The sequence below is a fragment of the Marilutibacter maris genome (assembly GCF_003233695.1).
GTDB classification, from domain to species: domain Bacteria; phylum Pseudomonadota; class Gammaproteobacteria; order Xanthomonadales; family Xanthomonadaceae; genus Marilutibacter; species Marilutibacter maris.
On sequence record NZ_CP029843.1, the window covers coordinates 1,884,816 to 1,909,875 of the forward strand.

Sequence of the window (25,060 nt, forward strand, 5' to 3'; positions counted from 1 at the left end):
CCGGAAGCCTTGATTGTATTGGCTTTCCGGCCTGTTTTGATCCGTCCTGAGACGGGTTATTGGTGGAGGTGGGCGGAATCGAACCGCCGTCCGAAGGCACTCCATCCCCGGCACTACATGTTTAGTGCTCCGTTAGATCTCGCCTGCCGACAGCACGGCGCACAAAGCGCATCGGCGGGCCAGCCTGTTTTGGGTTAACCAGGGGCTGACAGGCGGCCGCCCCCGGCGATTCCGTGATGATGACCCTACGCAGCGAGCACGGACACAAGCTGTTTCGGGGCTTAGGCCTTAAGCGGCCAGAGCGTAGTTGTCGTCGTTGGCAACTATGAGTTTTGCAGCTGGATTTACGAGGAAAGCTACCCCCTCGACATGCGCCAGGCGATTTCGCGACCCCCGTCGAAGCCAGTGCACCCCCCGGGGACATGAAAAACCTGTCCCCTCCAGTATAGGGGCGGCGGGCGCCAAGGCAATGGGGCCGGCGGCGTTGCGTTCACCCGCACGCCGGCACCCTGCGTGGGCGATCGGCGGCACGGTATCCTGCGCGGATGAGCGAAACCCGAGCACCCGTCGAGCCCACCGATGGCCGTCCCAGGCCGCTGTCGCTGCAGCGCGGGCACCTGCTCGCGGTCGGGGTGCTGGTGTTCTCGCTGCTGGTGACCTTCGGCACCTGGGAGTACGCGCGCGAGAAGGAGATCCGCGCCGCGCAGACCGAGTTCGTCGCCATCACCAGCGACGTCGCCAGCACCATCAGTGCGCGCCTGGAGAACTACGAGATCGTGCTCAAGGGCGGGGCGGCGCTGTTCGCCAGCGTCGACCGGCCGACGCCATTGCAGTGGCAGGCCTATGCCGAGGGCATGCGGCTGGGCGGGCGCTTCCCGTCGATGTCCGGGCTGGGCTACGCCGCCTATGTGCGGCACTCCAGGCTGCCGGAGCTGCAACTGGAATGGAAGGACGCCGGCTACGGTCTGCTGGATGTGTTTCCGCGCGGCACGCGGCGCTTCTACGGACCGGTGCTGTATCTGGAGCCGCGCACGCCGGTCAATGTCGCCGCGGTCGGCTACGACATGATGTCGGACGCGGTCCGGCACCGGGCGATGTCGCATGCGATGGAGACCGGGCAGACCCGGATGTCGGGGCCGGTGCACCTGCTCGGCGATCCGGAAGGCTCGCCGCCGGGGCTGCTGCTGTACGTGCCGATCTATCGCAACGGCGCGATCCTGAGGACGCCGGCGGCGCGCCGCGACGCGATGCGCGGCTGGGTGTACGCGCCGTTCTACGTCGACCACTTCGTCAAGTCTACCCTCGGCGACGAACCGCTGGTCAGGCGCTTCTCGATCCACGACGTGACCCAGGGCCCGGCGGTGCCGGTATTCGCCTCGGCCTCCGAAAACGGCGACGAGGCGGCCGGGCAGGAGCCGCCGGCGTTCACCCACGTGGTGGTGCTGGAGCAGTTCGGACGGCGCTGGCGGATGCAGTTCGAGTCGGTGCCGCAGGCGCGGGCGATTCCGCGCCTGACGAACCTGTACAGCGCGCTGGCGCTGGGCATCTTCGCCTCGATCCTGCTGTCGACGATCGTATGGGCGCTGGCGCGCACCGAGCGTCGCGCGCGCCAGATCGCGCGGCGCATGACCGAGGACTACCAGCGCAGCGAGCAGCGCTTCCGTACCGCGATGCAGTACTCGGCGATCGGCAAGGCGCTGCTCGACAGCGACGGCTGCATCGTCGAGGCCAACCCGGCGCTGGGGCGGATCGTCGGCCTCGATCCGGGCAGCCTGGTCGGGGTCGATTTCGAGTCGTTGTTCGAGGACGAGGGGCCGGACCTGAAGGAATGGCTGGCCAGCGAGGGGGCGGATGCCGAATCGGTGAAGCGCTCGACCCGGCGCCTGCACCGCGCCGGCGACCTGCCGCGGCACGTGCAGCTCAACTGCGCGCGGGTGCCCGGCAACATCGGCCAGGACGTGCGCGGCCTGATCCAGGCCGAGGACGTGACCGAGCGGATCCTTGCCGAAGCCCGCGTGCACGCGCTCAATCGCACCCTGGAGGCGAGGGTGATGGCCAGGACCCGCGAGCTCAGCCAGGCCAACCAGGAGCTGGAGGCGTTCGCCTACAGCATCTCCCACGACCTGCGCGCGCCGTTGCGCGCGATCGACGGCTTCAGCCGGGTGCTGGCCGAGCAGCAGGGCGACCGCCTGACCGATGCCGGACGCGCCTACCTGGCGCGGGTGCGGGCGGCGACCGGGCGCATGGCCGACCTGATCGACGCGCTGTTGACGATGTCGCGGCTGAGCCGGGTCGCGATCAACCCCGGGCCGGTCGACCTCAGCCAGCTGGCGCGCGAAGCGGTCGACGAGCTGGAAACGGCCGAGCAGCGTCCGGGTCTGGAAGTGCGCATCGAGCCGGGCCTGCGCGCCTGGGGCGACGCGCCGCTGTTGCGCAACCTGCTGTCGAACCTGATCGGCAATGCGATCAAGTTCAGTGCCGGCCGCGATTCGCCGCGGGTCGAGATCGGGCGCCAGGACGGGCCGGGCGGCACGGTCGAGTTCTTCGTCCGCGACAACGGCGCCGGCTTCCCGCAGGAGTACGCCGGCAAACTGTTCCGTCCGTTCCAGCGTCTGCACGGGCAGGACGAGTTCAGCGGGCACGGGATCGGCCTGGCCTCGGTCAGGCGCATCGTCGAGCGCCACGGCGGCACGCTCCGGGCCGAGGGCCGGGTCGACCATGGCGCGACGTTCTACTTCAGCCTGCCGGACCAGGCGCAGGCCGAGGCGGCGGCCTGACAGGCCGGTACGCGGTGTGGCACCGTCGATTCCAGCCCCCAGGGCCCAGGGCGGGGGCGATTCGCGCCAACGGCGCGAATGGGGGATGGAAGCACGTCCGTCGGCCCCGGCTTCCCGGGCACCGCCCGGAAACTAGGCGTCGCGGTTGTGCTGGCGCATCACCCGCTGCTTCTCGCGGTTCCAGTCGCGCTCCTTGCTCGCCGCGCGCTTGTCGTGCTGCTGCTTGCCCTTGGCCAGCGCCAGCTCGGCCTTGACCTTGTTGCCCTTCCAGTAGAGTGCGGTCGGGATCAGGGTGTAGCCGTCGCGCTCGACCCGGCCGATCAGGGTGTCGATCTCGCGCCGGTGCAGCAGCAGCTTGCGGGTGCGGCGCTCCTCGGCGACGACGTGGGTCGATGCCGAGATCAGCGGGGTGATCTGGGCGCCGAACAGGAACATCTCGCCGTGACGGATCACCGCGTAGCTCTCGCCGATGTTGGCGCGACCGGCGCGGATCGATTTCAGTTCCCAGCCCTGCAGGGCCAGTCCGGCCTCGAAGCGTTCCTCGAGGTGGTATTCGTGGCGCGCGCGCTTGTTCAGGGCGATGGTGCCGCCGGCACCGCCCTTTCCTTTATCCTTGCCGGCCTTGTTGTTGGTTTTCTTTGCCATCGCCACATTGTCCCCGATTGCGGGGCCGATAGGCGACCCGGCCCGACCCACGAAATGTTTGCATGACGACGATCCGCCGCTCCGCCCTGGTCGAACACTCGACCCGACGCATGTTCGAACTGGTCAACGACGTGGCCGCCTATCCGCGCCGCTTCGACTGGTGCGAGGCGGCCGAGGTGATCGCCGCCGACGAGGGCCGCCTGGTCGCGCGCCTGGACCTGGGCCTGGGCGGGCTGCGGACCTGGTTCACCACCGAGAACACGCTGTCGCCGCCGCATCACATCGACATGGTGCTGGTGGACGGGCCGTTCCGGCGCCTGAGCGGGCGCTGGGAGTTCCATGCCCTCGACGAGTCCGCCTGCAAGGTCACCCTGACCCTGGACTTCGAGCCGTCGATGAAGCTGCTGACCCCGGCCTTCACCCTGGGCTTCCAGAGCCTGGCCGATCGCATGGTCGACGATTTCGTGCGTGTCGCCGATCGCGAGGAAGTGGTGTGAGGGTGGCGCTGCTGCGCGCCTGGCCGCGTCGCTTCGACAGCGTCGAGGTCGAGCTGCCCGAAGGCGCGCGTGTCGCCGACGCGCTGGACGCGGCGGGCTGGTCGGCGCTGGAAGGAATAGCGGGGTATGCGATCCATGGCCGTCGCGCCACGCCGGCCTCGCCGTTGCGCGACGGCGATCGCCTGGAGCTGCTGCGCGGGCTGGCGCTGGACCCGAAGGAAGCGCGCCGGCGGCGGGCCGAGGCCCGGCCGCTCAAGAAGCCGCGCCGCTGAAGAGGCCGCGCTGGCGAAGACGCGCGTCGAAGGCGCGGCCCGACCGGTGCCGCGCGGGTCGCGGCCTCAGCGGCCGCGCTTGTTCTTGTCCTTGGCCAGGTTGGGGCCGAACTGCTGGACGGTGTCGCGCGCCAGTTGCTCGTCCTGCTCCTCGAAGTAGTCGCCGTCCCAGCGGGACAGGGTGTCGCCTTCGAAGTACAGGGTCAGGTTCCTGATCTCGGTGTGGGCCAGGCGGCCGACGCGCTGGCTGGCGGTGTAGTCCCAGCGGTCGGTGCTGAACGGATCGCGGATCGACGGCGAACCGATCAGGGTCATCACCTGCTGCTTGCTCATGCCGGCCTGCAGCTGTTCGACCGCCGAGGACTCCAGCAGGTTGCCCTGGTAGATCGGCTGGCGGTAGATCACGCCGCAGCCGGCGACCGTCGTGGCGGCGATCGTGGAAACCAGGAGCATCGGCAGGAGCTTGCGCATCGGGTAATTCACGGTGGGTATTCACGGCTTGCCCAGGACCCGCCGATGATACACTGAAGCCATCGCGACGCGGCAGCGGCGGGCCGGCGTTCATCGAACGTTGGCTTCGCGGCCGCAATGCCAGCCCTACGAACCGGCAGGTCGGCCTTCTGGATCCGTCCTCCGGACCCGCCAGCAGGAATCGCGCCGACTTCCGTCATTGCCATCGTGCCGACACGTCCCGGGCGATACTTACCGCCGGGCCGCCGAGGCAGAGCCCCGACAGAGCCATATCCGGAGCCCCTATGGAATCGCAAGAACTGCGCAACGCCGGCCTCAAGGTCACCCATCCGCGGATGCGCATCCTCGAACTGCTGGAGAGCGCCAAGCCGCGGCACATGACCGCGGAGGACATCTACCGCCACCTGATGGCCAGTGGCGAGGACATCGGCCTGGCCACCGTGTACCGGGTGCTGACCCAGTTCGAAGCCGCCGGCCTGGTGCTCAAGCACAACTTCGAATCCGGACAATCGGTCTACGAGCTCGATCGCGGCCACCATCACGACCACATGGTCGATATCGATACCGGCAAGATCATCGAGTTCGAGAGCGAGGAGATCGAGGAGCTGCAGCACCGGATCGCGGCCAAGCACGGTTACGAGATCGAGGAGCACTCGCTGGTGCTCTACGTGCGCAAGAAGCGCTGACCGGGGCCGGGCGGCACGGGACGCCGCCCATCGCCGGTCGTGCTCAGCCGACGTCGGCGAGCAGCCGTTTCGCCGCCGCCCGCGCCTCGCGGGTCATTTCCACGCCCCCGAGCATGCGCGCCAGTTCCTCTTCGCGCTGGCCGGCGCTGAGCGACTGCACCGCGCTCTGGGTCACGCCCTCGCTGGCCGCCTTGCTGACCCGGTAGTGGGCATGGCCCTGGGCCGCGACCTGCGGCAGGTGGGTCACGCACAGCACCTGGCGACGCGCGCCCAGCGCCCTGAGTTTGCGGCCGACGATGTCGGCGACCGCGCCGCCGATGCCGGAGTCGACCTCGTCGAACACCATTGTCGGAACCGCGTCCAGGCCCAGGGTGGCGACCTCGATCGCCAGCGATACCCGCGACAGCTCGCCGCCGGAAGCGACCTTGCGCAGCGAGCGCGCCGGCTGCCCGGGATTGGCGGCGACCAGGAATTCGACCCGTTCGGCGCCCTGCGGGTCGGGGCGGTCCTCCTCGACCGCCTCGACGGCGACCTCGAACCGGCCCGCGCCCATGCCAAGCTCGGCGATCAGCGCGGTGGTCTCGGCCGACAGCGCGTCGGCGGCCTTGCGGCGGCGGGTGCCGAGCGCGTCGGCGGCCCGGCGCCAGGCCTGACGGGCGCTCTCGATCTCGGCATCGAGCTTGTGCAGCCGTTCGCCGGCGCCGCGCAGGCCGTCCAGTTCGGCGGCGATCGCCTCGCGCCGGGCCAGCAACTGGTCCGGCGGCACGCGGTGCTTGCGGGCCAGCTCGTGCAGGCGGCCCAGGCGTTGCTCCAGCGTCTGGAACGCGCCCGGATCGATGTCCAGGTCGCTGCGGATGCGGTCGAGCAGGACCTGGGCCTCGTCGAGCTGGATCGCGGCGGCATCGAGCATCGCGTCGACCTCGCCCAGCCGTGGCTCGTGTTCGTTCATCCGCTGCAGGGCGCCGCGGATCTGTTCGATGGTGCCGACCGGCGAGGGCAGCTCGTCACCGGCCAGTTGCGCCAGGGCCTCGTCGCAGGCGGCGATCAGGTCGGCGGCGTGGGCCTGGCGGCGGTGGTCGGCGCCCAGTTGCTCCAGTGCCGCCGGCTCCAGTTCCTCGCGTTCGAGTTCGGCGAACTGATGCTCCAGCCAGTCGATGCGGTCGGAGACGTCCCCTTGCGCGGACAGGCTCTCGCGTTCGCGCAGCAGCGCGCTCCAGCGGCGCGCGGCCTCGGCCACCGCGGCGCGCTCGGCGTCGGTGCGGCCGAACGCGTCCAGCAGCGCCAACTGGCTGGGGCGGGACAGCAGGGCCTGCTGCTCGTGCTGGCCATGGATCTCGACCAGCCGCGCGGACAGTTCGGTCAACTGCCCGACCGTGGCCGGGCGGCCGTTGATCCAGGCGCGCGAACCGCCGTCGGCGCGGATCACCCGGCGGATCTGGCAGGCCTCGTCCTCGTCGAGGTCGTTGTCGTGGAGCCAGGCCCTTGCCAGCGGCGCGTCGACGAGCGCGAACCCGGCCGAGAGCTCGGCGCGGTCGGCGCCGTGCCTGACCACGCCGCTGTCGGCGCGCAGGCCGCAGATCAGCCCCAGCGCGTCCACCAGCAGCGACTTGCCGGCGCCGGTCTCGCCGGAGATCACGGTCATGCCGGGGCCGAACTCGAGTTCGGCGCTGTCGACGACGGCGAATTGCTTGATGGACAGGTGGGTCAGCATGGGTGCCGATTCTAGGGGCTGTTGGCGGTCCGCAGATAGGGCTGGGCGGTGCCTTTCGCCGCGGCCGCCGACACGTCCGCCGGCGATGTCGTTTCCGGGTCACGTCGCCACCCGGGCTCCGCAAGCCTTGCGCCGGGCGGCGCTGGCGCTTATATCCGTCCCATGGGCCACCGTTCCTCCGCCTCCGACGATCTCGATCCCCGGGCCCGACAGCTGCTGAGGACCCTGATCGGCCGCTACATCCGCGACGGCGAGCCGGTGGGGTCGCAGACCCTGGCGCGCCACGCGGGGTTGGCGGTCAGCCCCGCGACGATCCGCAACATCCTCTCCGACCTGGAGGACGCCGGCCTGCTCAGCGCGCCGCACACCTCGGCCGGACGGGTGCCGACCGCTCAGGGCTATCGCCTGTTCGTCGACTCGCTGCTGCAGGTCAAGCCGTTGCCGGACGGCGAGCTGGCGCGGCTGCGCGGCGAACTGCCGGCCGGCTCGGGTACCCAGGCCCTGCTCGGCAGCACCTCCGAACTGCTGTCGGCGATGACCCATTTCGTCGGCGTGGTCAGCCTGCCGCGGCGCGAGCAGTTCGCGTTCCGGCGGATCGACTTCGTCCCGCTCGACGCGCAGCGGGTGTTGGCGATCCTGGTGTTCGCCGACAACGAGGTGCAGAACCGGATCATCCAGACCCGGCGCTCGTTCGACGCCGGCGAGCTCGAACAGGTCGCCAACTACCTCAACAGCCAGTTCGCCGGACGTGCGCTGGCCGACATCCGCGGCTCGCTGCTGCACGAGCTCAAGAGCGCGCGCAGCGAGATGGAGAGCCTGCTGGCGCATTCGGTCGAGCTGGCCGAGCAGGTGCTGGTGCCGGGCCAGGACGACATGCTGCTGGCTGGGCAGACCCGCCTGATGGGGGTGCAGGACCTGGCCGACCTGGACCGCCTGCGCGAGCTGTTCGAGGCGTTCGCGCGCAAGCGCGAGATCCTCCAGCTGCTCGAACGCACGATCCAGGCGCCGGGCGTGCGCATCTTCATCGGCGAGGAAACCGGGCTGGCGCCGCTGGAGGGCATGTCGCTGGTGACCGCGCCGTATGTCGCCGCCGGCCAGGTGCTGGGCGTGCTGGGGGTGATCGGTCCCAGCCGCATGGCCTACGACCGGGTGATCCCGGTGGTTCAGGCCGCCGCCGACGTGCTCGGCGACGCGCTGTCCCCGGACCCGGGCTGAGCCGGTCGTCGCCGCCGACAGGCTGAACCGGGCCCGGATACGCGCCCGCTGCTTGAATCCTGCCGCCACGTCCCCATTGCTGGCCCTGTCGCGGACGCCCGTCGTCCGCCCGCCACCCTCCCAGCCACACCTGTACAGCGCAGGGGACAGACCAAGCACATGACCACAGCATCGCATCAGGACGAAACCCACCAGGACATGGCCATGAACGCCGACGACAACGACGCCCAGGCCCGGCTCGCCATCGAGCTGGAGGAGACCCGGGCCGAACTGGCCGCCGTGCGCGACGAATCGCTGCGCGAGCGCGCCGAGCTGGAGAACCAGCGCAAGCGGATGGCGCGCGAGATCGACACCGCGCGCAAGTTCGCCAACGAGCGTTTGCTGGCCGATCTGTTGCCGGTGATCGACAGCCTGGAGGCCGGCCTCGGGGTCGAGGGCGATACCGCCGCGCATCTGCGCGAGGGCATGGAGCTGACCCTGAAGCAGCTGCTGAAGGTGGTCGGCGAGAACGGCATGGCCGTGGTCGACCCGGTCGGCGAGGCCTTCAACCCCGACCACCACCAGGCGATGAGCATGGTCGACAGCGCCGAGCACGCGCCCGGCCAGGTGGTCCAGGTCTACCAGAAGGGCTGGCTGCTCAACGACCGCCTGCTGCGGCCGGCCCTGGTCGTGGTCAGCCGACACGACTGAGCGGCGGGTGTCTGCGGCCCGCAGCGCCGCAGATACGGGTCCGCGCCCCCTTGAAGGGCGCGCAGTCGACCCCTAGATAGCAGACATCGGCGGCGCGGCCGCCCTCCGGGAGGCCCCCGCCCCCCGGACTACCGGATTCGCAACAGCAACAGTCTTAGAGAGGGAACACCACCATGGGCAAGATCATCGGTATCGACCTCGGCACGACCAACTCGTGCGTGGCGATCATGGAGGGCGGCAACGCCAAGGTCATCGAGAACGCCGAGGGCGACCGCACCACGCCGTCGATCGTCGCGTACACCAAGGACAGCGAGGTCCTGGTCGGCGCCTCGGCCAAGCGCCAGGCCGTCACCAACCCCAAGAACACCTTCTTCGCGGTCAAGCGCCTGATCGGCCGCAAGTTCCGCGACGCAGAGGTCCAGAAGGACATCGACCTGGTTCCCTACGGGATCATCGAGCACGACAACGGCGACGCCTGGGTGCAGACCGTCGAAGGCAGCAAGATGGCGCCGCAGCAGATCTCGGCCGAAGTGCTGACCAAGATGAAGAAGACCGCCGAGGCCTACCTGGGCGAGACCGTCACCGAGGCGGTGATCACGGTGCCGGCCTACTTCAACGACAGCCAGCGCCAGGCGACCAAGGACGCCGGCCGGATCGCCGGTCTGGAGGTCAAGCGCATCATCAACGAGCCGACCGCGGCCGCGCTGGCCTACGGCATGGACAAGAAGGGCGGCGACCGCAAGGTGGCCGTGTACGACCTCGGCGGCGGCACCTTCGACGTGTCGATCATCGAGATCGCCTCGGTCGACGGCGAGATGCAGGTCGAGGTGCTGTCGACCAACGGCGACACCTTCCTCGGCGGCGAGGACTTCGACAAGCGCGTGATCGACTACCTGGTCGAGGAGTTCCTGAAGGACCAGGGCATCGACCTGCGCAAGGACCCGCTGGCCCTGCAGCGCCTGAAGGACGCGGCCGAGCGCGCCAAGATCGAGCTGTCCTCGTCGCAGCAGACCGAGGTCAACCTGCCGTACGTGACCGCCGACGCTTCCGGTCCCAAGCACCTGAACATCAAGCTGACCCGGGCCAAGCTCGAGTCGCTGGTCGAGGACCTGGTCCGCAAGACCATCGAGCCGTGCCGCACCGCGCTCAATGACGCCGGTCTGCGCGCCAGCGACATCAGCGAGGTGATCCTGGTCGGCGGCCAGACCCGCATGCCGAAGGTCCAGCAGGCGGTCGCCGAGTTCTTCGGCAAGGACCCGCGCAAGGACGTCAACCCCGACGAGGCGGTGGCGCTGGGCGCCGCGATCCAGGGCGGCGTGCTGGCCGGCGACGTCAAGGACGTGCTGCTGCTGGACGTGACCCCGCTGAGCCTGGGCATCGAGACCCTGGGCGGCGTGTTCACCAAGATCATCGAGAAGAACACCACGGTGCCGACCAAGGCCTCGCAGACCTTCTCGACCGCCGACGACAACCAGTCCGCGGTCACCGTGCACGTGCTGCAGGGCGAGCGCGAGCAGGCCCGCTACAACAAGTCGCTGGCCCGCTTCGACCTGGCCGGCATCGAGCCGGCGCCGCGCGGCATGCCGCAGATCGAGGTGTCGTTCGACATCGACGCCAACGGCATCGTCCACGTGACCGCCAAGGACAAGAAGACCGGCAAGGAGCAGAAGGTCGAGATCAAGGCCGGCTCGGGTCTGTCCGAGGACGAGATCGCGAAGATGGTCGCCGATGCGGAGGCCAACCGCGAGGAGGACAAGAAGTTCCACGAGCTGGTCCAGGCCCGCAACCAGGCCGACGCCCTGATCCACATGACCCGCAGCTCGATCAAGGAGCACGGCGAGAAGGCGCCGGGCGAGGCGATCGCCGCCGCCGAGACCGCCATCGCCGAACTCGAGACCGCGATGAAGGGCGACGACAAGGCCCAGATCGAGGCCAAGTCGAAGGCGTTGGAGGAGGCCGCGCAGGGACTGTTCGCCGGTACCCAGGGCGGGGGCCAGCCCGGCGAGGGCGCCGCCGCTTCCGGCGCGACCGGCGACGATGTCGTCGACGCCGAGTTCACCGAGGTCAAGGACGACAACAAGTAAGCCGGCCGGCCCCTCTGGCATGAACCCGGCGGGGCCGCCACAGGGGTTCGGGACCGTTCCGCGGTTCCGGACCCTTGTCGTATCAACAGTCCGCGCCGGCCGATGCCGGTGCGGCGGGGGAAGTCGCTACAACCATGAGCAAGCGTGACTACTACGAAGTGCTGGGCGTCGGCCGCGACGTGTCGGCGGACGAGCTGAAGAAGGCCTACCGCCGTTGCGCGATGAAGCATCACCCGGACCGTAATCCGGGCGATGTGGCGGCCGAGGTCGCGTTCAAGGAGTGCAAGGAGGCCTACGAGGTCCTGTCCGACGCCAACAAGCGCCGGGCCTACGACCAGCACGGCCACGCGGCGTTCGAGCACGGCATGGGCGGTGGCGGTCCCGGCGCCGGCTACGCCGACATGGGCGACATCTTCGGCGACATCTTCGGCAACATCTTCGGCGGAGGCGCCGGCCCGCGCGGCCCGCGTCGCGGCGCCGATGTCGGCTACGTGATGGAGCTGAGCCTGGAGGAGGCGGTCGGCGGGGTCGAACGGCAGATCGAGATTCCGACCCTGGAGAGCTGCGACACCTGCAACGGCAGCGGTTCGGCCGACGGCAGGACCGAGACCTGCGGGACCTGCAACGGTCGCGGCCAGGTGCGCTTCCAGCGCGGCATCTTCTCGATGCAGCAGGCCTGTCCGCATTGCGGCGGCAGCGGCAAGACCATCGCCAACCCCTGCGAAGACTGCCACGGCCAGGGCCGGATCGAGCGCAACAAGACCCTGCAGGTGAAGGTGCCGGCCGGGGTCGATACCGGCGACCGCATCCGCCTGGCGGGCGAGGGCGAAGCCGGTCCGGTCGGCGTGCCGCCGGGCGACCTCTATGTCGAGGTGCGGGTCAAGGAACACGAGATATTCCATCGCGACGGCGACGACCTGCACTGCGAGGTGCCGATCCGGATCTCGCAGGCGGCGCTGGGCGACGTGGTCCGGGTGCCGACCCTGAACGGGGACGCCGAGATCCGGCTGCCGGCCGAGACCCAGAGCGGCAAGCTGTTCCGCCTGCGCGGCAAGGGCGTCAAGTCGGTGCGCAGCCGCAGCGAAGGCGATCTGTACTGCCGGGTCGTGGTCGAGACGCCGGTCAATCTCACCGCCGAGCAGCGCGATCTGCTGGAGAAGTTCGAGGCGACCTTCTCCGGCGAGGGTGCGCGCAAGCATTCGCCGAGGTCGGCGACCTTCCTCGACGGGGTCAAGGGCTTCTGGGACCGGATGGTTTCCTGAGCCGCCGCGGCGCGCGCCGCCGCTCGCCTGCACGACGACCTGGCGCACACTGCGTCAGGTTTATGATGACCGTCGGTCATCAAGTTTTTGCAGGCGTCCGATGAAGACTCCCCCGCAGGATCCGCCCAAGGCGCCGCCACCGGAGGCCGACTTCGACAAGACCGTCCGCCCCTACGAGGGCCCGGCCGGCGGCTGGGGGGCGTTGCGGGCGGTCGCCGGCGCGATCCGCGGGCAGATGGCGGTGCCGCGCTCGATGGAGGCGCTGCACCGGGTCAACCAGCCGGTGGGCTTCGACTGCCCGGGCTGTGCCTGGCCCGATCCGAGCCACACCTCGTCGTTCGAGTTCTGCGAGAACGGCGCCAAGGCGGTGACCTGGGAAGCGACCTCCAGGCGCACCACGCCCGACTTCTTCGCCCGACACACTTTGTCCGAGCTGTGGCAGTGGAACGACCACGACCTGGAGAACGAGGGCCGCCTGACCCATCCGATGGTCTACGACCCGGCCCAGGACAAGTACCTGCCGATCCTGTGGGAAGAGGCCGCCGAGCGTATCGGCGACGCGTTGCGCGCGCTGCCGGACCCGACCATGGCCGAGTTCTACACCTCCGGCCGCGCCTCCAACGAGGCCGCCTTCCTGTACCAGCTGTTCGTGCGCGAGTACGGCTGCAACAACTTCCCCGACTGCTCGAACATGTGCCACGAAGCCACCAGCGTCGGGCTGCCGGAGTCGATCGGAGTCGGCAAGGGCACGGTGACGCTGGAGGACTTCGAGCACGCCGACGCGGTGTTCTGCATCGGCCACAACCCCGGCACCAATCATCCGCGGATGCTGGGGACGCTGCGCGAGGTCTCGCTGCGCGGCGCGCCGATCGTGGTGATCAACCCGATGCCCGAACGCGGGCTGGAGCGCTTCGTGTCGCCGCAGGATCCGGCCGAGATGCTGACCGGGCACGCGGTGCGGATCGCCTCGACCTACTTCAAGCCCCGGATCGGCGGCGACCTCGCGGTGCTGAAGGGCATGATGAAGTGGCTGCTGGAGGCCGACGCGGCCGATCTGGCCAAGGGCGGCGAGGGCCTGCTCGACCGCGCCTTCATCGCCGAGCACACCCGCGGTTTCGAGGCGCTGGCGGCGGATCTGCGGGCCAGCGACTGGGACGGCATCGAGCGCCATTCGGGCCTGAGCCGCGACGATATCGCCGGCGCGGCCTCGATCTATGCCCGCGCCGAACGGGTGATCGTCTGCTACGGCATGGGCATCACCCAGCATCGCCACGGCACCGAGAACGTGCAGCAGCTGGCCAACCTGCTGTTGCTGCGCGGCAATATCGGCCGCCCCGGCGCCGGCATATGCCCGTTGCGGGGTCACTCCAACGTGCAGGGCGACCGCACCGTCGGCATCACCGAGAAGCCCAGCGCGGCGCTGCTGGACGGCATCCGTCGGACCTATGGCTTCGAGCCGCCGGCCGCGCACGGCCACGACGCTGTCGCCGCGGTCCAGGCGATCGCCGAGGGCCGCTCGAAGGCGCTGCTGTGCCTGGGCGGCAACCTGGCGGTGGCGATGTCCGATCCGCAGGCGACCTTCCCGGCGATGCGCAAGCTGGACCTGGCCGTGCACATCGCGACCAAGCTCAACCGCTCGCACCTGATCCCGGCCAGGCAGGCCTTCCTGCTGCCGTGCCTGGGGCGCACCGAGCTGGACGTTCAGGCCGGTGGCCCGCAATCGGTGACGGTGGAGGATTCGATGTCGATGGTGCACGCCTCGCAGGGGCGGTTGAAGCCGGCCTCCGAGCACCTGCGTTCGGAACCGGCGATCGTCGCCCTGCTGGCGCGCGCGACCCTGCCGGACTCGAAGGTCGACTGGGAAGAGATGGTCGAGGACTACGACCGTATCCGCGCCGACATCGAGGCGGTGTTCCCGATCTTCGCCGGCTACAACGACAGGGTCCGCGAGCCCGGCGGCTTCCGCCTCGACAACGCGGCTTCCCGGCGGCACTGGAACACCGCCGACGGCAAGGCCCATTTCCTGCTCGCGCGCGGGCTGGACGAGGACCCGGCGGCTGCCGACGGCCTGCTCAGGCTGGCCACGGTGCGCTCGCACGACCAGTACAACACCACCATCTACGGCATGAACGACCGCTACCGCGGCATCCATGGCCGCCGCGACGTCGTCTTCGTAAATCCCGACGACCTTGCCGAGCGCGGCCTGAAGGAGGGCGACCGCATCGACGTGCAGGCCTGCGACCCCTTGGGCGCCGCCAACGGCCGCAGCGTGCGCGGCTATGTGGCGGTGGCGTTCGCCATCTCCCGCGGTTCGGTGGCGATGTACTACCCCGAAGGCAACGGCCTGCTGGCGCTGGACGATCGCGACCCGCGCTCCGGTACCCCGGGCTACAAGTCGGTGCCGGTGCGGCTGTCGGCGTCGGCGCCGCAGGCCGCCGGTGAAGGCTGAGCCGTCCGCCGCCGAGGCGGGCGGGGCGCGCGGCCCCGGGCGGGCGCACCGCTCCGTCACCGTGCACCGGGACGGAGCGCAGCGGGCGGGCGAGGACTGGTTGGCCGAGGAGGTGCCGGTCGAACTGCGCTACAACGGCGAGGCGTTCGCGGTGATGATGGCAACCCCCGCCGACCTGGAGGACTTCGCCTTCGGATTCTCGCTGAGCGAGGGGCTGGTCGCCGGCATCGGCGACATCCGCGGGGTCCGGGTGCATGCGCGGCTGGAAGGCCATGTGCTCGATATCGACGCGCCGTCCGCGGTGCCGTCGCGGTATGGCGATGAGCGCCTGTTGCCGGGGCGCAGCGGCTGCGGTCTGTGCGGCAGCCGGCATCTGGAGGACGTGCTGCGCCCGATCGCGCCGGTGGCGGACGGGCCGCGGGTCGGGACGGACGCGCTGGAGCGGGCCCAGGCCGCGCTGGCCGGGCGCCAGCCGCTCAACGCCGTCACCGGTGCGATGCATGCCGCCGCCTGGGCGACCCAGACCGGCGAGGTCGTGCTGGTGCGTGAGGATGTCGGCCGCCACAACGCCCTGGACAAGCTGCTGGGCGCGCTCGTCCGCGACGGCGTCGACCTGGGGGACGGCTTCGTGCTGGTGACCAGCCGCGCCAGTTACGAGATGGTGACCAAGGCCGCGCGGCTCGGGATCGGCCTGCTGGCGGCGATCTCCGCACCGACCGCGCTGGCGGTCGACCTGGCCCGTGCCAGCCGCCTGACCCTGGCCGGCTTCGTGCGGCCGGGGCGCTGCGTGGTCTACAGCCACCCGCAGCGGTTGGCCGGAGCAGGCGCGCGCGATTGAGCGCCGGGCGGCCTGTCCGCGCGCTTGTGAGGGACGGCGGCAGCCAGTAGCCTGCGCCGATGAATCAGTCGTCAGACCCGTCGCAAAGCCCGTCCGAAAGCCAGTCTCGTCCCGTTGTGCGGCTGTTGATCCACGGCGCGTCCGGGCGCATGGGCCAGGCGCTGCTGCGGCTGGCGGGGGAGCGCGAGGACATCGCCGTGGTTGCGGCGGTTGCGCGTTCGACCCCGGCCCAGCGGGTGGTCGACGGAGTGCCGCACTTCTCCGCCGCCGAGCTGGTGTCGGTCCCGGAGTTCGACGTCGCGATCGATTTCAGTCTGCCGCAGGGGATGGCGCCGCTGCTGGCGCTGTGCGAGGCGCGCGGCTGCGGCCTGATCTCCGGCACCACCGGACTGGAGCCGGAGCAGCATGCGGCGCTGGACGCGGCGGCGGCTCGCATCCCGGTGTTGTGGGCATCCAACTTCAGCCTCGGCGTCGCGGTGCTGGACGATCTGGTCCGACGCGCGGCGGCGGCGCTGCCGGGCTGGGACTGCGACATCGTCGAATCCCATCACGTGCACAAGAAGGACGCGCCATCCGGCACCGCGCTGACCCTGGGCGAAGCCGCGCGGGCGGGCGGGGCCGAGCCGCGCTACGCGGCGCTGCGGGCCGGCGACATCGTCGGCGAACACATGGTCCAGTTCACCGGCCTGGGCGAGCGCATCGAGCTGGCGCATCGCGCAACCAGCCGCGATATCTTCGCCCGCGGCGCGCTGCATGTGGCCGCGCGCCTGCGCGACCGCCCGGCCGGACGCTACCGGGTCGCCGATCTGCTGAGCTGAACGCGTCCCCCGGGGCGTGTCATCCGAATGTCATCGAAGGCTGGCGCCGAGGCCTCCGGCCCGCTAGAATTCCCGCTCGCCTGAACCCCCCGAACCGGACCGGCCTCGCACCGTGTCCGCGCTTTTGTGCAGCCGGCTTTCTGCGGTGGCGCAAGGCCGGGCCCGGTCAGCACCCATCTGCATCCAAGGCGACCCCCGTGAACCAACCCGCACTCCTCGCGCTCGAAGACGGCACCCTCTTCGAGGGCGTTTCCGTAGGCGCGCCCGGCCTTTCGGTCGGCGAAGTGGTATTCAACACCGCGATCACCGGCTATCAGGAAATCCTGACCGATCCGTCCTACGCGCGTCAGCTGGTGACCCTGACCTATCCCCACATCGGCAATACCGGTTGCACCGACCAGGACGACGAGGCGCGCCAGGTCTGGGCCGCCGGGCTGATCGTGCGCGACGTGCCGCGTCGTCCGAGCAACTGGCGCAGCCAGGTGGCGCTGCCCGAGTGGCTGGCCGCGCGCGGGATCGTCGGCATTGCCGGGATCGACACCCGCAAGCTGACCCGGCTGCTGCGCGACACCGGCGCGCAGGGCGGGGCTTTGGTCGCCGGCGACGGGATCGACGCCGACAAGGCGGTCGAGGCCGCGCGCAAGTTTCCCGGCCTGAAGGGCATGGACCTGGCGAAGGAAGTCACCACCGCCGAGCGCTACAGCTGGCGCGATGGCCAGCTCGACCTGGACCGCAACGCCTTCGTCAGCGCCGAACCGCGCTTCAAGGTCGTCGCCTACGACTTCGGGGTCAAGCACAACATCCTGCGCATGCTGGCCGAGCGTGGCTGCGAGCTGACCGTGGTGCCGGCGACGACGCCGGCCGCGGAGGTGATGGCGCTCAAGCCCGACGGCGTGTTCCTGTCCAACGGCCCTGGCGACCCGGAGCCCTGCGACTACGCGATCGCCGCGATCCGCGAATTCGTCGCCGCCCGCATGCCGGTGTTCGGCATCTGCCTGGGCCACCAACTGCTCGGCCTGGCCGCCGGCGCGCGCACGATGAAGATGAAGTTCGGCCACCATGGCGCCAACCATCCGGTGCAGGACGTCGGCGCCGGCGACGAGGGGCGCGGCCGGGTGATGATCACCTCGCAGAACCACGGTTTCGCGATCGACGAGAGCAGCCTGCCGGCCAACGTGCGGGTGACCCACCGTTCGCTGTTCGACGGCTCCAACCAGGGCATCGAGTTGATCGATGCCCCCGCGTTCAGCTTCCAGGGCCACCCCGAGGCCAGCCCCGGACCGCACGACGTGGCGCCGTTGTTCGATCGCTTCGTGGCGATGATGGCGTCCGCCGGGGCGCGCGCATGAGGGCCCCGGCGGGTTGGCTGATCTGCATCCTGTGCGCCGGTTTCAGCGGCGCCGCGATGGCGGATGGGGTCAAGCAGGAGGCGATCGACGAGATGACCGATGCCGCCGTCCAGCTGTTCCCGATGGGCAGGGTGTTCGAGATGTTCGCGACCGAGGACCCGCTGTGGCCGATGCAGGAAAAGCCCGATGCCATCACCGCGGAGCAGCTTTCCTGCGTACGCGAGGAGCTGTCGCAGCCGGGTTACTGGCGCGCGAAGCGGGAAGAGGTGGTCGAGTATGCCGAGGCCCATCCCGACCGCTTCGATGACGACCTGCGCCTGCTGCAGTCCGGCTCGGCGGAGCTGCTCGGCAAGTTGGTGATGGGCGGCGTGATGTCCGCCCAGTCGGGCGAGCCGGTCGACGAGAGCGAACTGTTGGCGGGCGTCAGCAACGACCAGGTCCTGTCGATGATGACCCTGGTCGGCGATCCCGACTATGCGGATCTGCGCCGCATGACCGGCCTGGGCGAATCGATGTCGCCGGATCAGTCCAAGGCCCAGATCGAGAAGTCCGGATACCAGAAGGGCTTCTCGCTTGCCGCCCGTCAGATGATCAAGGCCATGCGCTCCTGCGATGTGCCCCCCTCCGCATACCTGTGAAGTCGACCCATGCCCAAGCGCACTGATATCAAAACCATCCTGATCATCGGCGCCGGTCCCATCGTGATCGGCCAGGCCTGCGAGTTCGATTACTCCGGCGCGCAGGCGTGCAAGGCGCTGCGCGACGAGGGTTACCGGGTCGTGCTGGTCAACAGCAATCCGGCCACGATCATGACCGACCCGGAGATGGCCGACGCCGTCTACATCGAGCCGATCAACTGGCAGACGGTCGAGAAGATCATCGCCAAGGAGAAGCCCGACGCGCTGCTGCCGACGATGGGCGGCCAGACCGCGCTCAACTGCGCGCTCGACCTGGCCGACAACGGCGTGCTGGACAAGCACGGCGTCGAGCTGATCGGCGCCTCGCGCGAGGCCATCCGCATGGCCGAGGACCGCGAATTGTTCCGGGTGGCGATGGAGGAGATCGGCCTGGAGTGCCCGCGCGCGGCGGTCGCCAGGACCTTCGAGCAGGCGGTCGAGATCCAGGCCACGGTCGGCTATCCGACCATCATCCGTCCCAGCTTCACCCTCGGCGGCACCGGCGGCGGCATCGCCTACAACAAGGAGGAGTTCGAGGAGATCGCCAAGCGCGGCCTCGAGCTGTCGCCGACCAGTGAAGTGCTGATCGAGGAGTCGGTGCTGGGCTGGAAGGAGTTCGAGATGGAGGTGGTCCGCGACAAGGCGGACAACTGCATCATCGTCTGCTCGATCGAGAACTTCGACGCGATGGGCGTGCACACCGGCGACTCGATTACCGTCGCCCCGGCGCAGACCCTGACCGACAAGGAATACCAGCGCCTGCGCGACGCTTCGATCGCGGTGCTGCGCAAGATCGGCGTCGACACCGGCGGCTCGAACGTCCAGTTCGGCATCAACGCCAGCAACGGCCGGGTCGTGGTGATCGAAATGAACCCGCGGGTGTCGCGCTCCTCGGCGCTGGCATCGAAGGCGACCGGTTTCCCGATCGCCAAGGTCGCCGCCAAGCTCGCCGTCGGCTACACCCTGGACGAGCTGCGCAATGAGATCACCGGCGGCGCGACCCCGGCCTCGTTCGAGCCGACCATCGACTACGTGGTCACCAAGATTCCGCGCTTCGCGTTCGAGAAGTTCCCCCAGGCCGAGGCCCGCCTGACCACCCAGATGAAGTCGGTCGGCGAAGTGATGGCGATGGGCCGGACCTTCCAGGAGTCGCTGCAGAAGGCGCTGCGTGGCCTGGAGACCGGCAAGGTCGGTCTCGATCCGACCGGGCTGGACCTGGCCAGCGAAGCCGACCTGGCGACCCTGCGCCGCGAGGTCAAGGAGCCGGGTCCGGAACGGATGTTCTACATCGGCGACGCCTTCCGCGCCGGCATGAGCGTGGAGGACGTGCACGCGCTGTCCTTCGTCGACCCATGGTTCCTCGATCAGATCGAGGAGATCATCGCCGAGGAGAAGGCGGTCGCCGAGTCCGGCCTGGCCGCGCTCGACGAGAAGCGGATGCGCGCGCTCAAGCGGATGGGCTTCTCCGACGCCCGCCTGGCCGAGCTGACCGGCACCGACGAGGCCGCCGTGCGCACCCTGCGCCACGCCTTCGGCGTGCGCCCGGTCTACAAGCGGGTCGACTCCTGCGCCGCCGAGTTCGCCACCACCACCGCCTACATGTACTCGACCTACGAGGAAGAGTGCGAGGCGGCGCCAAGCGACCGCGACAAGATCATCGTGCTCGGCGGCGGTCCCAACCGCATCGGCCAGGGCATCGAGTTCGACTACTGCTGCGTGCACGCCGCGCTGGCCCTGCGCGAGGACGGCTACGAGACCATCATGGTCAACTGCAACCCGGAGACGGTGTCGACCGACTACGACACCTCCGATCGCCTGTATTTCGAGCCGCTGACGCTCGAGGACGTGCTGGAGATCGCCGAGCTGGAAAAGCCCAAGGGCGTGATCGTGCAGTACGGCGGACAGACCCCGCTGAAGCTGGCGCGGGCGCTGGAGGCGGCCGGGGTGCCGATCGTCGGCACCAGTCCGGACAGCATCGACCTGGCCGAGGACCGCGAGCGCTTCCAGAAGCTGGTCGAGGACCTGCAGTTGGCGCAGCCGCTCAACCGCACCGCGCGCAATCCCGAGGAGGCGCTGCTGCTGGCCTCGCAGATCGGCTACCCGCTGGTGGTGCGGCCCAGCTACGTGCTCGGCGGCCGGGCGATGGAGATCGTCTATTCCGACGCCGACCTGACCCGCTACATCCGCGACGCGGTCAAGGTCTCCAACGATTCGCCGGTGCTGCTCGACCGCTTCCTCGACAACGCGGTCGAGGTCGATGTCGACGTGATCGCCGACAAGGATGGCAACGTGCTGATCGGCGGCGTGATGGAGCACATCGAGGAGGCCGGCGTGCACTCGGGCGACTCCTCGTGCTCGCTGCCGCCGTACTCGCTGCCGGCCGCGGTGCAGGACAAGCTGCGCGAGCAGGTGATGGCGCTGGCGAAGGCGCTGAACGTGGTCGGCCTGATGAACACCCAGTTCGCGGTGACCTTCGACGAGGACGGCGCCGACACGGTCTACCTGATCGAGGTCAACCCGCGCGCCTCGCGCACGGTGCCGTTCGTGTCCAAGGCGACCGGCCTGGCGCTGGCCAAGATCGCCGCCCGCTGCATGGTCGGCAGGACCCTGGCCGAGCAGGGTGCGACCGAGGAGGTCGTGCCTGGGTACTTCTCGGTCAAGGAGGCGATCTTCCCGTTCGCCAAGTTCCAGGGCGTGGACCCGATCCTCGGCCCGGAGATGCGCTCCACCGGCGAGGTGATGGGCGTCGGCCGCACCTTCGGCGCGGCGATGGCGCGCGCGCAGGAGGCCGGCGGCATCCGTGCGTTGCCGACCGAGGGCAAGGTATTCGTCTCGGTCCGCGATCCGGACAAGAAGCGGGTGGTGCCGGTCGCGCGCGACCTCATCGCGCGCGGCTACTCGCTGGTCGCGACCTCCGGCACCCACGCCTTCCTGGCCGAGAACGGCATCGACTGCGAGCGCGTGAACAAGGTGATCGAGGGCCGCCCGCACGTGGTCGACCTGATCAAGAACGGCGAGATCGCCTACATCGTGAACACCACCGAGGGCCGCCAGGCGATCAACGACTCGTTCTCGATCCGGCGCGAGGCCCTGCAGCAGCGGGTGACCTATTCGACGACGATCGCCGGCGCCCGAGCGTTGGTGAATTCGCTCGAGTACCGCGGCACCGGCCCGGTGTGGTCGCTGCAGGAGCTGCATGCGGAGGTCGCGTCCTCCTAGTGCTGGCACGGCAAGCCCTGCCAGGCGGCGCCGGCTGAACGGCGCCGTTCCGGCCACGGCGCCGGACGGACCGGGGCGGGTTTCGACCCGCCCCGCATTCCTGCTAGCCTGTAGCGGCTTCTTTGAACGGCCGTGAGTGGGTGGTGGGACGCCTTGGCATGACGCCAATCGCATCCGCCGCCTTCTTTACTTTTGCGGCCACGAACGAAAGAAAGGACGTACCCATGAGAGCACCGATCACGGTGAAGGGCGCGCAGCGCCTGCGCGCGGAACTGGAAGAACTCAAGTCGGTCAAGCGGCCGGCGGTGATCAATGCGATCGCCGAAGCGCGCGCCCACGGCGACCTCAAGGAGAACGCCGAGTATCACGCCGCGCGCGAGCAGCAGGGCTTCATCGAGGGCCGGATCAAGCAGCTCGAGGCCGAGCTCTCGCACGCCCAGGTCATCGACGTGGCCGGGCTCAACGCCGGTTCGCGGATCGTGTTCGGCGCGACCGTCGAGCTGGCCGACGTCGAGACCGACGCCAGCACCACCTACCAGATCGTCGGCGACCTGGAGGCGGACATCAAGCAGGGCTGGATCGCGATCTCCTCGCCGGTCGCGCGCGCGCTGATCGGCAAGCACGAGGGCGACAGCGTCACCATCGAGGCACCGGGCGGCACCCGCGAGTACGAGATCGTCTCGGTCAGCTACGCCGGCTGATGCGGGTCGGGCTGCTGCTGCCGGATCCGCAGCGTTTCGGCGGCCAGCGCCTGGGCGCGGACTGCGCCCGCGCGCTCGGACGCGCCGACGTCTCGCTCGATCCGCGTCCGCAGCGCGAGCGCGTGTTCGACGTGCTGCCGCGCGGCTGGCCGGTCGCCGCGGTCACCCGTCAGGCCGATGCCGGCGATGCCGCCGGCGCGACCTGGCTGCGCGCCGATCCGGCTCACGTGCAACCGGACATCAATGGCGCGCGCCTGCTGGCGCATGGCCAGGGCCTGGCGCTGGACGCCGACGATGTCGCCGCCTTCCTGCCGGCGTTGCGCCCGCTGTTCGGCGACTTCGGCAGCCCGATCGACGCGCCGACGCCGTCGCGCTGGTACCTGCGACTGGCGCCGGGCACTCCGGTGCCGACGTTCAGCACGCCCGAGGACGCGCTGGGCGACGAGCTGTTCGAGCACCTGCCGGGCGCGGCCGGCGACCGCGAGTCGAGACGCTGGCGGACCTTGCTGAGCGAGGCCCAGATCGTCCTGCACAACCATCCGCGCAATGCCCGGCGCGTCGCCGCCGGCCTGCCGGCGGTCAATTCGCTGTGGCTGTGGGGCGGCGGCGCGCTGCCCGATCATGTGCGCAGCGCGGCCGCGGCGATCCATTCCGACGACGACAGCCTGACCGCCTTCGCGACCCTGGCCGGGGTCCCGGCGCATCCCTTGCCGACGCTCGCGCCGGTCGCGGCGGGCGCCGGCCTGTTCGACCTGCGCGAGGCGCGCGATCTGGCCCGCCTGCAGCAGGACTGGCTGCTGCCGCTGCTCGCCCAGCTGACCGATGGCAGGGTTTCCGAGCTGTGGCTCGACTGCGCCGACGGCCAGTGCTTCAAGCTCCGGCGCGGACAGCGTTGGCGGTTCTGGCGTCGCCCGCGCGAGCGGCTGGCCCAATGAGCCCGAGCCGTTCGACGAGGGCGTCCCGGTGAAGCCGCGGACCCGTCTGCAGCGCCGCGAGGCGCCGGCGGCCGGCGAGTGGTCGGCGCGGGTGCCGGCGCTGCTGCGCCGCATCTACGCCGCGCGAGGCGCTCTCGACGAGGCCCAGGCACGCCCACGGCTCGCCCAGTTGCCGCCTCCGGACGGCCTGGTCGGCGTCGACGCCGCGGCCGAGCTGCTGGCAACGGCCATCGCCGAGGATCGTCACATCGTGGTGGTCGGGGATTTCGACTGCGACGGCGCCACCGCCTGCGCGCTGGGCGTGCGCGGCCTGCGCATGCTCGGTGCGCGCCGGGTCTCGCACGCGGTACCCAACCGGATCGTCCACGGTTACGGGTTGTCGCCGGCGCTGGTCGACGAGCTTGCCGCGCTGCAGCCCGACCTGCTGGTCACGGTCGATCACGGCATCGCCTGCCACGCCGGCATCGCCGCGGCCAAGGCGCGCGGCTGGCAGGTCCTGGTCACCGATCACCACCTGCCCGGCGAGACCCTGCCGGCGGCCGACGTGATCGTCGATCCCAACCAGCCCGGCGACCGTTTTCCCGGCAAGATGCTGGCCGGGGTCGGGGTGATGTTCTACGTGTTGCTGGCGCTGCGCCGGCACCTTCACGACCGTCCCGACAGCGATGCGCGGACGCGTCCGGATCTGACCGCGCTGCTGGACCTGGTCGCGGTCGGTACCGTTGCCGACCTGGTGCCGCTGGACGCCTGCAACCGCGCCCTGGTCGCGGCCGGCCTGCGGCAGTTGCGCGCGGGGCGGGGCTGCGCCGGGCTGCAGGCGCTGATCGAGGTGTCCAACCGCGACGCCGCGCGCCTGACCGCCGCCGACATCGGTTTCGCGGTCGGCCCGCGCCTGAACGCCGCCGGCCGCCTGGAGGACATGTCGCTGGGCATCGAGTGCCTGCTGACCGACGACCCGCGCCAGGCCCGCGAGATCGCCGCGACGCTGAACGAGATCAACGGCGAGCGTCGCGCGGTCCAGCAGCAGATGACCGACGAGGCCGAGGCCGCCGTGGCCCGGGTCGCGCTGGCCGGCGAACCGCCGCTGGCGGTCTGCCTGCACGATCCTCAGTGGCATCCCGGGGTGGTCGGCCTGGTCGCCTCCAAGTTGAAGGAGCGCCTGCACCGGCCGGTGATCGCGTTCGCGCCGGCCGAGCCGGGCAGCGACGCCCTGCGCGGTTCGGCGCGCTCGATTCCCGGCTTCCATATCCGCGATGCGCTGGCGGCGGTCGACGCGCGCCATCCCGGCCTGGTCGAGCGTTTCGGCGGTCATGCGATGGCGGCCGGCCTGTCGTTGCCGATGGCGCGACTGGAGGCGTTCCGCGACGCGTTCGCGCGGGTCGCCGCCGAGACCCTGGGCCCGGAGTTGCTGCAGGCCGTGGTGCTCAGCGACGGCGACCTGGCGGCGGACGAGTTCACCCGCGTCAATGCCGAGGCCCTGCGCGACGGCGGGCCGTGGGGGCAGGGCTTCCCCGAGCCCCAGTTCGATGGCGAATTCGACGTGCTCGGCTGGCGGGTGGTCGGCGAGCGTCACCTGAAGCTGGAGCTCGGCCATGGCCGCCAGCGCCTGAATGCCATCCACTTCGGCAGCTGGGACGGGCAGGCGCCGCCCGGCCGCGTGCGCATCGCCTATCGGCTCGAGCCCGACGACTATCGTGGCGGCGACGCGGTGCAACTGGTGGTGGTGCACCGCGAAGCGGTCTGAGTCGGGCGTGGCTGGCGCCC

Annotated in this window: 20 protein-coding genes and 1 other RNA gene; 17 read left to right on the forward strand and 4 right to left on the reverse strand. The window is 70.2% G+C overall.

Features of this window, described 5'->3' with window-relative positions:
* Positions 1–60 precede the first annotated feature (60 nt).
* Positions 61–415: a transfer-messenger RNA gene (ssrA, locus tag C9I47_RS08305) on the reverse strand.
* A 130-nt stretch (positions 416–545) separates the two neighbouring features.
* On the opposite strand from ssrA, the gene C9I47_RS08310 reads away from it, so the two are divergent.
* A complete protein-coding gene (locus tag C9I47_RS08310) occupies positions 546–2,777 on the forward strand; it encodes a CHASE domain-containing protein (protein ID WP_111266322.1) in 2,232 nt (743 codons plus the stop codon).
* 132 nt (positions 2,778–2,909) lie between these two features.
* Here the strand turns inward: C9I47_RS08310 and smpB are convergent, their stop codons facing one another.
* On the reverse strand, positions 2,910–3,422 hold the full coding sequence (gene smpB, locus C9I47_RS08315) for an SsrA-binding protein SmpB (RefSeq protein ID WP_111266323.1): 513 nt from the start codon (positions 3,420–3,422) through the stop codon (positions 2,910–2,912).
* A 62-nt stretch (positions 3,423–3,484) separates the two neighbouring features.
* Between smpB and C9I47_RS08320 the strand changes: the two genes are divergently transcribed.
* Together C9I47_RS08320 and C9I47_RS08325 are read left to right on the forward strand one after the other, a co-directional pair.
* The gene (locus tag C9I47_RS08320) at positions 3,485–3,919 is read left to right on the forward strand and encodes a type II toxin-antitoxin system RatA family toxin (RefSeq protein ID WP_111266324.1); all 435 of its coding nucleotides are present in this window, start codon (positions 3,485–3,487) and stop codon (positions 3,917–3,919) included.
* Positions 3,916–4,191, forward strand: coding sequence for an RnfH family protein (locus tag C9I47_RS08325; protein ID WP_111266325.1), 276 nt, complete (start codon positions 3,916–3,918; stop codon positions 4,189–4,191). Before C9I47_RS08320 ends, C9I47_RS08325 begins: the two co-directional genes overlap by 4 nt.
* Positions 4,192–4,257: 66 nt before the next feature.
* Here C9I47_RS08325 and C9I47_RS08330 read toward each other — a convergent pair whose 3' ends face one another.
* Positions 4,258–4,662 carry an outer membrane protein assembly factor BamE gene (locus C9I47_RS08330; RefSeq protein WP_111266326.1) on the reverse strand — a complete coding sequence of 135 codons (405 nt, stop codon included), beginning with the start codon at positions 4,660–4,662 and terminating at the stop codon, positions 4,258–4,260.
* A 284-nt stretch (positions 4,663–4,946) separates the two neighbouring features.
* Between C9I47_RS08330 and fur the strand changes: the two genes are divergently transcribed.
* Positions 4,947–5,348: a ferric iron uptake transcriptional regulator gene (gene fur, locus C9I47_RS08335; RefSeq protein WP_170288243.1), complete on the forward strand. Its 402-nt coding sequence runs from the start codon at positions 4,947–4,949 to the stop codon at positions 5,346–5,348.
* A gap of 43 nt (positions 5,349–5,391) precedes the next feature.
* On the opposite strand, the gene recN is transcribed toward fur, so the two are convergent.
* On the reverse strand, positions 5,392–7,059 hold the full coding sequence (gene recN / locus C9I47_RS08340) for a DNA repair protein RecN (RefSeq protein ID WP_111266328.1): 1,668 nt from the start codon (positions 7,057–7,059) through the stop codon (positions 5,392–5,394).
* A 162-nt stretch (positions 7,060–7,221) separates the two neighbouring features.
* On the opposite strand from recN, the gene hrcA reads away from it, so the two are divergent.
* The 13 genes from hrcA (at position 7,222) to recJ (ending at position 25,040) form a co-directional block, all read left to right on the forward strand.
* Entirely contained in the window at positions 7,222–8,274 is a 1,053-nt protein-coding gene (hrcA, locus tag C9I47_RS08345; protein WP_111266329.1) for a heat-inducible transcriptional repressor HrcA, read from the forward strand.
* A 75-nt stretch (positions 8,275–8,349) separates the two neighbouring features.
* Positions 8,350–8,964 (forward strand): nucleotide exchange factor GrpE, encoded by a 615-nt coding sequence (gene grpE, locus C9I47_RS08350; protein WP_262982924.1) that lies wholly within the window; start codon positions 8,350–8,352, stop codon positions 8,962–8,964.
* 173 nt (positions 8,965–9,137) lie between these two features.
* Positions 9,138–11,048 carry a molecular chaperone DnaK gene (gene dnaK, locus C9I47_RS08355; RefSeq protein ID WP_111266331.1) on the forward strand — a complete coding sequence of 637 codons (1,911 nt, stop codon included), beginning with the start codon at positions 9,138–9,140 and terminating at the stop codon, positions 11,046–11,048.
* 134 nt (positions 11,049–11,182) lie between these two features.
* Positions 11,183–12,310 (forward strand): molecular chaperone DnaJ, encoded by a 1,128-nt coding sequence (gene dnaJ / locus C9I47_RS08360; protein ID WP_111266332.1) that lies wholly within the window; start codon positions 11,183–11,185, stop codon positions 12,308–12,310.
* 100 nt (positions 12,311–12,410) lie between these two features.
* On the forward strand, positions 12,411–14,759 hold the full coding sequence (locus tag C9I47_RS08365; RefSeq protein WP_111266333.1) for an FdhF/YdeP family oxidoreductase: 2,349 nt from the start codon (positions 12,411–12,413) through the stop codon (positions 14,757–14,759).
* Complete coding sequence (fdhD, locus tag C9I47_RS08370) at positions 14,749–15,597, forward strand: formate dehydrogenase accessory sulfurtransferase FdhD (RefSeq protein ID WP_223250332.1); 849 nt, start codon at positions 14,749–14,751, stop codon at positions 15,595–15,597. The genes C9I47_RS08365 and fdhD overlap by 11 nt, the downstream gene beginning before the upstream one ends.
* Before the next feature lie 59 nt (positions 15,598–15,656).
* Positions 15,657–16,415: a 4-hydroxy-tetrahydrodipicolinate reductase gene (gene dapB / locus C9I47_RS08375; protein ID WP_111266335.1), complete on the forward strand. Its 759-nt coding sequence runs from the start codon at positions 15,657–15,659 to the stop codon at positions 16,413–16,415.
* Between the two features lie 197 nt (positions 16,416–16,612).
* Positions 16,613–17,764 (forward strand): glutamine-hydrolyzing carbamoyl-phosphate synthase small subunit, encoded by a 1,152-nt coding sequence (gene carA, locus C9I47_RS08380; protein ID WP_111266336.1) that lies wholly within the window; start codon positions 16,613–16,615, stop codon positions 17,762–17,764.
* Entirely contained in the window at positions 17,761–18,402 is a 642-nt protein-coding gene (locus tag C9I47_RS08385; protein WP_111266337.1) for a hypothetical protein, read from the forward strand. The genes carA and C9I47_RS08385 overlap by 4 nt, the downstream gene beginning before the upstream one ends.
* Before the next feature lie 9 nt (positions 18,403–18,411).
* Positions 18,412–21,660 carry a carbamoyl-phosphate synthase large subunit gene (gene carB, locus C9I47_RS08390; protein ID WP_111266338.1) on the forward strand — a complete coding sequence of 1,083 codons (3,249 nt, stop codon included), beginning with the start codon at positions 18,412–18,414 and terminating at the stop codon, positions 21,658–21,660.
* Between the two features lie 224 nt (positions 21,661–21,884).
* On the forward strand, positions 21,885–22,361 hold the full coding sequence (greA, locus tag C9I47_RS08395) for a transcription elongation factor GreA (protein WP_111266339.1): 477 nt from the start codon (positions 21,885–21,887) through the stop codon (positions 22,359–22,361).
* Positions 22,358–23,296, forward strand: coding sequence for a phosphoglycerate mutase (locus tag C9I47_RS08400; protein ID WP_407067516.1), 939 nt, complete (start codon positions 22,358–22,360; stop codon positions 23,294–23,296). The genes greA and C9I47_RS08400 overlap by 4 nt, the downstream gene beginning before the upstream one ends.
* 28 nt (positions 23,297–23,324) lie before the next feature.
* Complete coding sequence (gene recJ / locus C9I47_RS08405) at positions 23,325–25,040, forward strand: single-stranded-DNA-specific exonuclease RecJ (protein ID WP_407067509.1); 1,716 nt, start codon at positions 23,325–23,327, stop codon at positions 25,038–25,040.
* The last annotated feature ends 20 nt before the right edge of the window (positions 25,041–25,060 follow it).

Excerpts from the sequence above, each read along its gene's own strand:
- recN (WP_111266328.1), bottom strand. The coding sequence starts at position 7,059 with ATGCTGACCCACCTGTCCATCAAGCAATTCGCCGTCGTCGACAGCGCC.
- C9I47_RS08365 (WP_111266333.1), top strand. The coding sequence starts at position 12,411 with ATGAAGACTCCCCCGCAGGATCCGCCCAAGGCGCCGCCACCGGAGGCC.
- dapB (WP_111266335.1), top strand. The coding sequence starts at position 15,657 with ATGAATCAGTCGTCAGACCCGTCGCAAAGCCCGTCCGAAAGCCAGTCT.
- C9I47_RS08310 (WP_111266322.1), top strand. The coding sequence starts at position 546 with ATGAGCGAAACCCGAGCACCCGTCGAGCCCACCGATGGCCGTCCCAGG.
- greA (WP_111266339.1), top strand. The coding sequence starts at position 21,885 with ATGAGAGCACCGATCACGGTGAAGGGCGCGCAGCGCCTGCGCGCGGAA.
- C9I47_RS08330 (WP_111266326.1), bottom strand. The coding sequence starts at position 4,662 with ATGCGCAAGCTCCTGCCGATGCTCCTGGTTTCCACGATCGCCGCCACG.
- dnaK (WP_111266331.1), top strand. The coding sequence starts at position 9,138 with ATGGGCAAGATCATCGGTATCGACCTCGGCACGACCAACTCGTGCGTG.
- dnaJ (WP_111266332.1), top strand. The coding sequence starts at position 11,183 with ATGAGCAAGCGTGACTACTACGAAGTGCTGGGCGTCGGCCGCGACGTG.
- hrcA (WP_111266329.1), top strand. The coding sequence starts at position 7,222 with ATGGGCCACCGTTCCTCCGCCTCCGACGATCTCGATCCCCGGGCCCGA.
- smpB (WP_111266323.1), bottom strand. The coding sequence starts at position 3,422 with ATGGCAAAGAAAACCAACAACAAGGCCGGCAAGGATAAAGGAAAGGGC.
- fur (WP_170288243.1), top strand. The coding sequence starts at position 4,947 with ATGGAATCGCAAGAACTGCGCAACGCCGGCCTCAAGGTCACCCATCCG.
- C9I47_RS08320 (WP_111266324.1), top strand. The coding sequence starts at position 3,485 with ATGACGACGATCCGCCGCTCCGCCCTGGTCGAACACTCGACCCGACGC.
- C9I47_RS08385 (WP_111266337.1), top strand. The coding sequence starts at position 17,761 with ATGAGGGCCCCGGCGGGTTGGCTGATCTGCATCCTGTGCGCCGGTTTC.
- carB (WP_111266338.1), top strand. The coding sequence starts at position 18,412 with ATGCCCAAGCGCACTGATATCAAAACCATCCTGATCATCGGCGCCGGT.